Annotated in this window: 6 protein-coding genes; 4 read left to right on the forward strand and 2 right to left on the reverse strand. The window is 55.0% G+C overall.

Features of this window, described 5'->3' with window-relative positions; translation table 11 throughout:
* Positions 1-159: 159 nt before the first annotated feature.
* From ACOVRA_RS03795 to ACOVRA_RS03810, 4 genes are all read left to right on the forward strand, one after another.
* Entirely contained in the window at positions 160-558 is a 399-nt protein-coding gene (locus tag ACOVRA_RS03795) for a DUF350 domain-containing protein (protein WP_421719132.1), read from the forward strand.
* 10 nt (positions 559-568) lie between these two features.
* Positions 569-988, forward strand: a complete 420-nt coding sequence (locus tag ACOVRA_RS03800) for a hypothetical protein (protein WP_421719133.1) — start codon at positions 569-571, stop codon at positions 986-988.
* Complete coding sequence (locus ACOVRA_RS03805; RefSeq protein ID WP_421719134.1) at positions 988-2112, forward strand: glutathionylspermidine synthase family protein; 1125 nt, start codon at positions 988-990, stop codon at positions 2110-2112. Before ACOVRA_RS03800 ends, ACOVRA_RS03805 begins: the two co-directional genes overlap by 1 nt.
* 158 nt (positions 2113-2270) lie before the next feature.
* Entirely contained in the window at positions 2271-3638 is a 1368-nt protein-coding gene (locus ACOVRA_RS03810) for an O-antigen ligase family protein (RefSeq protein WP_421719135.1), read from the forward strand.
* Here the strand turns inward: ACOVRA_RS03810 and ACOVRA_RS03815 are convergent.
* Both ACOVRA_RS03815 and ACOVRA_RS03820 read right to left on the reverse strand, forming a co-directional pair.
* Positions 3616-5982 (reverse strand): TonB-dependent receptor, encoded by a 2367-nt coding sequence (locus tag ACOVRA_RS03815; protein ID WP_421719136.1) that lies wholly within the window; start codon positions 5980-5982, stop codon positions 3616-3618. The genes ACOVRA_RS03810 and ACOVRA_RS03815 overlap by 23 nt on opposite strands.
* A gap of 196 nt (positions 5983-6178) precedes the next feature.
* Positions 6179-7860 (reverse strand): efflux RND transporter permease subunit (locus ACOVRA_RS03820; RefSeq protein ID WP_421719137.1); only part of this gene is annotated, 1682 nt, incomplete at its 5' end.

Consider the following 7860-nt stretch of genomic DNA (forward strand, 5'->3'; position numbering starts at 1 on the left):
GGACCGAACAGGCTGTGACATTGATCTTCTGGAAGACATGGTGGTGGATATGATCTTGGCCAGTCTCCGCGTGACGCAAGAGCGTCAACATTTGTGGCGCAAGGGTTCAGAATCGACCTAAGCGCGTCTGATACGTGATTCAATTTGAGGTGTGGTAGGATGGAATTGGTTGAACCGGTTTGGGCATTTGCCAAGCATCTCGTGACTGGCTTGGGGTTCCTTACGATCTTTGTCTTGGTCTATATCCAAGTCACGCCCCATAAAGAGGTTGCGCTCATTCGCGCTGGCAATGGCGCGGCGGCCTTGGGGCTTCTGGGAGCCGTGGTCGGATTCTCCATCGCCTTATCGCGTGCAATTGAAGTCTCAACTGTGCTCTATGAAGCAGCGACTTGGGCAGCCATCGCTCTGGCCGCACAGATCGGGGCGCAATTCATCGCGCAATTGATGTTCCCCAAGCTCTATACGGCCATTGAAGAAAATAATTGGGCGGCGGCCATTGTGAAAGCAGGCACCGCGATTGCCATCGGCATGGTCAATGCCGCGTGCATGACGCCGTAAGGGCCCGGACATGACAAAGCAATCTTCTTCCGACTGGTCGTCCACGCTTGTGGTCCTGTCGCTTCTGTCCTTGGGCGCAGTTGGGACATTAGCCAGTTGTCAGCCCGACAATCGCGTCCAAGGCCCAGCTGAAACGGCTCAAAAGCGCAACCTCTATCAGAGCAAAGAAGCCTGCGTCGCCGATTATTCAGAAGAGGCCTGCGAGTCCTATCAAACAGGCTCAAGCTCTGGGTCCGGGGGCGTATTCTTTTTTCGTGGACCCTCGTATCCCGCTTCATGGCGCAGCGCGGGACAGGCTTTTGACTCGACCAGCAGTGGACCAGGCCGCGCCGCACTCGCCTCGCCGGATGGAGTCGTCGCCCACCCAACCCAGACCACGCGCGGTGGCTTTGGCTCAACGGGTCGCAGCTATTCCAGCAGGGGCGGCTGATGCGGCGGGAAGCCGCCACGCCGAGGCCTGACATCAAGGCCCGCATGCAAAACATCTCCCTATGGCCCGCCGACGACAATCCCTATTATGATGAGCGCGTCGCCTATGTGTTTAGCGAAAGCCAGATTGAGACACTTTATGAAGCAAGCCTCACACTCGAGCGCATGATTGGCGAGGCGGTCGACCATGTCATCGCCAACAAGCGTTATGCAGAACTGGGCATTCCAGAAAATCTCGCCCGTTATGCGGCGGCCTGTCGGAAGAATGGCCACCCCAGCGTCTATGGTCGGATGGATCTCGTCTTTGACGGTATCCACCCCCCAAAGCTGTTGGAGTATAATGCAGACACGCCAACCGCTTTGTTTGAGGCGGCAGTTTTGCAATGGGAGTGGTTGAAGGACCAGTTTCCTGCCTGTGACCAGTTTAACTCTATCCATGAGGCCCTCATTGCCGCTTGGGCTAAGCTGAAGGCGCAATCTGGGCTCAATCGGCTGACCCTGACCGGCATGTTGGAAGAAGATGATGACCGCATGACCATTGCCTATATGGAGGATGTTGCCTATCAAGCCGGCTGGCGGACGATCCCCACGCCAATCGCCGAATTGGGCTTTGATGGTCGCGGCTTTGTGGATGCAGAGGGCGTTTATGTTCAAGCGCTCTTCAAGCTCTATCCTTGGGACTGGATGGCGCAGGAAGAATTCTTTGATCGTTTAGTCGAGCTTGATCCTGCGGTGATGGAAAGTGCTTGGCGGGTTATTGCTGCCAGCAAGGGCCTTTTACCGATTTTGTGGGAATTATTCCCCGATCATCCCAACCTTTTGCCCGCCAGTTTTAAAGATGATCCGACGTTGGGGCCCCGCGTGTCCAAGCCTGTCTTAGGGCGAGAGGGTTCTGACATTCACTTTATCGAGGTGGCAGGTGAACCTTTTGCGCCCCCCGGCCCCTATGCCACCCAAAAGCGCATCTATCAGGCCTATCACTCACTGCCCTGCTTTGATGGCTGGTATCCGGTGATTGGTTCTTGGATCATTGATGGTGAACCCTGTGGGATCGGTGTGCGGGAAGATCAAAGTCGGGTGACGGGCCTTGGCGCAAAGTTTCGCCCGCACCGCATGGAAGACTAGAAGGATGTTGGCTTAGGACGGTATTCCTTAGTTTTGGTGCTGTTTCAATTTACCAAATATTCACAACAAAAAGACCTAAGTATTTGCGGAATAGGCATTGGTAGAAATTTTATTTCTAGCCTTGTTGTGTGTAACGCCTTTTTGCAAAGTCGCCCTGTTTGACGGACTCGTTTCGCTATCCTTTGAAACAAGCGATTGAGCCAGCGGCCGTGCTGATTCCGCACGCATTAGGTCGTCTCCTTCGCGATGCCTGTGTAATCCTGTTCTTCCTGATCCACCTGCAAGTCTTTGTGAGTGTGCCGATTAAATTGAACGGCGGGCCTTTGTCGGGGCTCGGATTTGTCTGGGCGATTGGGTCCATCCTTGGCTTGGGCTTGGCACTTACAAAACCATTGAGAACGGCAGCCATCGCCTTGGGCGTTTTCCCCTTCGTGGCCCTCTGCCTTTGGGCCTATGTGTCGTCGACTTGGACAGCTAACCCTGTCGATACGCTGCGGGCCTCGACCTTCATGACCTGCAGTTTCATTGGCGCTTGTGCGATCGCAGCACATCTGAGTTGGGAAGAAATTCTCGCCTGCCTAACGCTGTCACTTGGCAGTTTGATGATCTTATCGGTTGGGCTTGCGATTGCTGTACCCTCGATTGGTCAGATGACCGACATTCTTCAGGGGGCATGGTCTGGGGTTTGGGGTGAAAAGCAAGCCATGGGCATGTATGCCGCTTTGCTTATTCTGGCGTCCCTTGCCCTTGCGCTGTCCAATCGAAAATATTGGCCTTGCCTGTTTCTGGTGCCGCTATCTCTCGTCGCGATTATTGGCACGACGGGCAAGACGGCCATCCTGATGAGCTTTATGGGCATTGCCGTGTTGTCGGTTGGCTGGCTCGTTCAGAAGGATTTGCGCGTTGCCATCGCGACTCTATGGACGACAATTGTGGTTGGCTGTGTGGCGATCTACGCCCTGACACAAGGCAAGGAGCTTGTCTTCCGCCTACTCGGCCGAACCCCAGACTTTACGGGCCGGACAGAGGTCTGGCGGGAAGTGGCCTATGTCGCCGATAAGAGGCCTATGACTGGGTATGGCTTTCACGCCGTATGGGAAGATCAGACTTCCACCGCCGGGCCTTATCAATGGATCGCAGAAGGTACCGGCTTCTTCCCCCAAAATGCCCATTCGTCTTGGTTGGATGTCACCCTGCAGCTTGGCCTGCCTGGCCTGGTCTTATTGGCGGCTTGCATGGCAATTGCTTGGATCGCAACCTTAGTCCGACTGCGAAATGGTGGCCCCGGCGCTCTGTTCGCGGTCAGCGCCTTGGCCACCCTGATGATGATTTCATTCACCGAGAGCATCCTCATGTCGAGCATGGATATGCCTTGGATGCTCGTCATGTTGATTGCCGCAAAGTCGATGCAGGAACTCTTGTTCCCAACATCTATCCCCATGCCAAGACCATTTCCAAATCGGGGCTATGTCCACGGGAGGCGGGACATAGCCCCCTTCCCGCCTAAAAGGCCTTTTCCAAGATGACGCCAAATGTGCGTGGCTCAAGCAGGCGCACATTACGGTAGCGGCCAATCAATGCATCCTCGATGATGATATTGGTGATATTATCCTCATCGGTCACGTTCTTAACAAAGAAGCGAACGCTGACACCTTTATCGGCTTTGTCAAAACGGGCTTGCAGGTCCAGCGTACCCCAAGAGTCGATGACGTCGGTTGGCGTATTATATTCGCGGGCAAAATATTTGTCCTGCCACAGGGCATCCACCCGCAAGGTCGAAGTCCATCCCCCTGCAAAGGGCTGTGTGGTATATTGCGCACCCACTTTGACTTTGGCTTTCGGGGAATGGGGCAATTCATTGCCTGCCAGATTGACTTGGACGGGTGGCGTGGTTGCCGTGAGGCTTTGGGCGGGATTGGCTGCGTCCTCTGATAGGAAAGTGCCAATTTCGGTATGGAGATAGGAGAGATTTGCATCGATGAGCCAAGGGCGGCTCGGGGCATATAGGAATTCTGCCTCAAGGCCCCAGATGTCGGCGTCCGCATTCTTGGTGACAACACCACCATTGATCCGCTGCCCCAACTGAAGGCCGGAATAGTCATAGACAAAGCCCGCAAAGTTCGCCTGCAATTTGCCATTTTGAAGGCTGTTCTTTGTCCCAATTTCAAAGGCGGTTACTTCTTCAGGGCCATAAGTTGGTGCTGAGTTTGAGTTGTTGAGACCCCCGCCCTTATAGCCGGTGGCGACAGAGCCATAGACCAAAGTCTGATCTGTGAAGCTGAGGTCTGGGGTCCAATCCAGCGCGATTTTGCCTGTGGCCTTGCTGCCCTTGAAGCTTGAGAAGACCCATGGTCCCAAGGGTGCCAATACGATGGAGCGGGACTCGCCAGAGCGCTTTTCCTCGGTTTGGCGGGCACCCAGTGTCAGGCGGAGGTTATCTGCAAGCGTCACATAGAGCTCGCCGAATAGGGCTTGGGTGGTGTTCTTGCCGTTTCGGCTTAGGGCTGAAACGCGCCAAGTCTCCTCGGGCCGACCATTGGCCTTTTGGAAGGCTTCAATGGCGGGGTGCCAAGTTTCAAACCCGCCAGAGCTTTCGCCCTCCAGATAGAAGGCACCGACGAGGTAATTGAGTTTGCCTTCATAGTCTGACGCGAGGCGAACTTCTGCCGTGCGTGTTTCTGTTTTGCTGGTGAAGCTGTCGGTGGTGATCAATTGGTTGGTTGTGACGGTTCGCCCACGGGCAGCCGTATAGGTGATCGGGGCGGTAAAGCGGAATGGCAGAGCTGCATTGTCCCAGTCTGTATTCTGCTCGGTTGAGCCCTTTGACCAAGCCAAAACACCGGAGAGGGTCAAATCGCCAAAGCGATGGTCGCCATTGAAGGTTAGGAAGCTCTGGTCGAGCTTATAGCTGGGGTCGGTATCTGCAGCGACTTTGCGCAGATCGGTTGGATTGGGTGCGCCAGCATAAATGTTGGTGCCTGCGGGAAAGGGGGTAAAGAAACGCGCTAAGGTATTGAGGATGGTGGTCGTCGCATCCGGCGAGTCAAAGCCTAATTGACGGGGGTCACAGCCCAAAACGGGATGGGCTTTGCACAGGCGCTTGCCTTCGCGGGCACGCGTGCTGTCCTCATCATAATAGCCGAACATCAAGGTGAAGTCGGTCTGCTCGCCGACCTCGAAAACGGTTGTCGAGCGGAAGGCCCATTGATTGCGGCCATCAATTTGATTGCCGGTGGAGAGGTTGTCCGTATAGCCTTCCCGGCTCAATCCATAGGCTGCAAAACGGGTCGCGACTTTGTCACCGAATGGCAGGTCAAAGGCCAAGCCGACGCGGGCGCTGTCGAAATTGCCCAATTGCAGGCTTGCCTCTCCGCCAAAGGTTCGCCCGGGTTTGCGGGTGATCACATTGATGGCGCCGCCTGTGGTGTTGCGGCCATAGAGCGTCCCTTGTGGGCCACGCAGGACTTCGATGCGTGCCATGTCAAAGAGCTCATTCTGTGGCAGATAGCCAATCGCGGCACCATTGACGAAGGATTGCACCCCAAGGTCGGACGAGCCAAGCGCATTGGTCCCGACGCCCCGCAGCGTGTAACGGTCATTGCCGGTCAAAACGGCGTTTGGGATCGAATATTGCAAGTCCGTCGCGTCTTCAATTTGCGCCCGATCCAGAGCGGCGGCGGAGAAAACAGACAGTGCAATAGGAACATCTTGGGCCGCCTGCTCACGCTTTTGAGCGACGACGACGACTGTTTCGAGGGCGGGCTTTTCATCTGTGGTCTGCGCCCAAACGGGGCTCGTCGCCGTTGCCGCTAAGGCAAAGGCCAAAGCTGAATAGCTGATGCGTTGAAAACCGGAGAACTGCCGTGTCATGTTCCTGCCCCTTTAGAATCCGGCAGCTTTGCGCCACCTTATGATAATATCCGTCAATAACTAAACTGAGGCAGTTGGTCCCGTCAAGTCTTATTGTATAGTTCGTCAACAAACAGAATTTTCGTCGGAAAGGCAGACAGCAAAAAGCCCCACCCAACGGAAGTTGGATGAGGCTAAGCAGTTTGAGTTCAGGAATTTAGTGCGCGGCTTCTTCCTTGCGCGCAGTCAGATAATACATCACCGGCGTGGCAACGCGCGACAGGAAGGTCGAGCTGATAAGGCCCCCGATGATGGCGATAGCCATGGGTGAGTACAGGCCAGATTGCTCTAGGGCCAAAGGCAGAAGGCCGCCAATGGCGGTGACGCTGGTCAAGAGGACGGGGAGGAAGCGCACTTCCCCTGCCCGCTCAATGGCCTCCATCAAACCAACGCCCTCGGCTCTCAATTGCTCGGTGAAGTCAACCAAAAGGATGGAATTCTTGATCTCAATCCCGATCAACGCGATGATGCCAATGGTGGCAGTAAAGCTTAGTGAGTTACCAGTTAGGCCCAAGGCCGCCACGGCTCCAAAGATGCCCAGCGGGATGATGCCTGCGACCACAATGGCTGTCTTAAACTTGCCAAACTCCAGAACCAGCACGGCGAGGATACCAAATGTTGCAATCATGGCAGCCACGCCTAAGCCAGAAAAACTCTCTGATTGTGCCTCGGCTTGGCCGCCCAGCTCCACGCGGAAACCTGGTGGCATCTTGATCTCGCGATTGACCTTGGCCAAAAGGTCGGCCGTGACATTGGCAGTCAAAAATCCATCTGATGTTTGTGCTGTCAGCGTGACGACGCGTTCACGGTCTACCCGTGTGATCGAGGCAGGAGTCGGAACCAACTTTGGATCAGCAAAGGAGGCGAGCGGCGCAGAGCCCCCAGCGATAGTCGGCACATAGACCTTTTCCAAATCACTGACCACATTTCGCCCTTGGGTCGGCAATCTTACGACGACTGGGAAGTCATCGCCACGGTCATCGCGGAACGTGCCTGCGGTCTCGCCTGCCAATGCTAACCGGGCGATCCGCTTTTCAAGTCCTGCCGGAATGCCAAGAAGAGCAGCCTTCTGACTATCAATGCCAAGATCAAGATCTAAGCGGTCGAGCCGCAAAGGATTGACCACATCACGCACCCCATTGGTTTGTTCCATCAAGATCATGACTTGGCGCGAAAGCCGCTGAAGCTCTTTGATGTCGTCACCAAAAACGCGCACCGCAATCGGGGCTTCAACAGGGGGACCATTGACGAAGACTTCGACAGTGAAGCGCGCACCTGAATAGCCAATGAGATCCTTGCGCAGCTTCTCGACCCACTGCTCGCTCTCTTTCCCCTTCCAGTAGTGCTTCTGGACAAAGATTTCAGCATAATTGGTCGCGGTTTCGCGCTGGAAGATATTGTAGAAAATCTGGGGATTGCCGCGTCCGAGATTGGACATGTACCAATCCACTTCGCCCGTCTTCTTGCGGGCTTCTAAACGGCTTTCGGCAAAGTTCATTGCCTTTTGAGTTGCCGCCAAGGATGTGCCTTCTGGCGTCTCCACCCGAACCAGAAATTGGGGCACACCGGCAGGCGGGAACAGGCTTTGTCCAATCATGCCAATGATGGGTATGAACGTGAAACAGATCGCAAAAATAATACCGAGCGTAACCCAAGGCTTCGCCAAACCTTTGTGCAGGATGGGCGTATAGAAGGAATGGATGGCATTGTTGATACGTTGCAGGAGTGGATTGCCCTCTGGGTCCTCATGCTTGTTCAGCATGCGGCTGGCCAAGAAGGGGATGACCGTCAAGGAGACAAACAAGGATGCTGCAATGGTCAACAGAACCGTGACAGGCA

The sequence above is a fragment of the Aquidulcibacter sp. genome (genome assembly GCF_049239865.1).
GTDB lineage: Bacteria > Pseudomonadota > Alphaproteobacteria > Caulobacterales > Aquidulcibacteraceae > Aquidulcibacter.

Bases quoted from the DNA above. Each gene is read 5' to 3' on its own strand.
- ACOVRA_RS03815 (WP_421719136.1), bottom strand. From the start codon at position 5,982: ATGACACGGCAGTTCTCCGGTTTTCAACGCATCAGCTATTCAGCTTTG.
- ACOVRA_RS03800 (WP_421719133.1), top strand. From the start codon at position 569: ATGACAAAGCAATCTTCTTCCGACTGGTCGTCCACGCTTGTGGTCCTG.
- ACOVRA_RS03805 (WP_421719134.1), top strand. From the start codon at position 988: ATGCGGCGGGAAGCCGCCACGCCGAGGCCTGACATCAAGGCCCGCATG.
- ACOVRA_RS03795 (WP_421719132.1), top strand. From the start codon at position 160: ATGGAATTGGTTGAACCGGTTTGGGCATTTGCCAAGCATCTCGTGACT.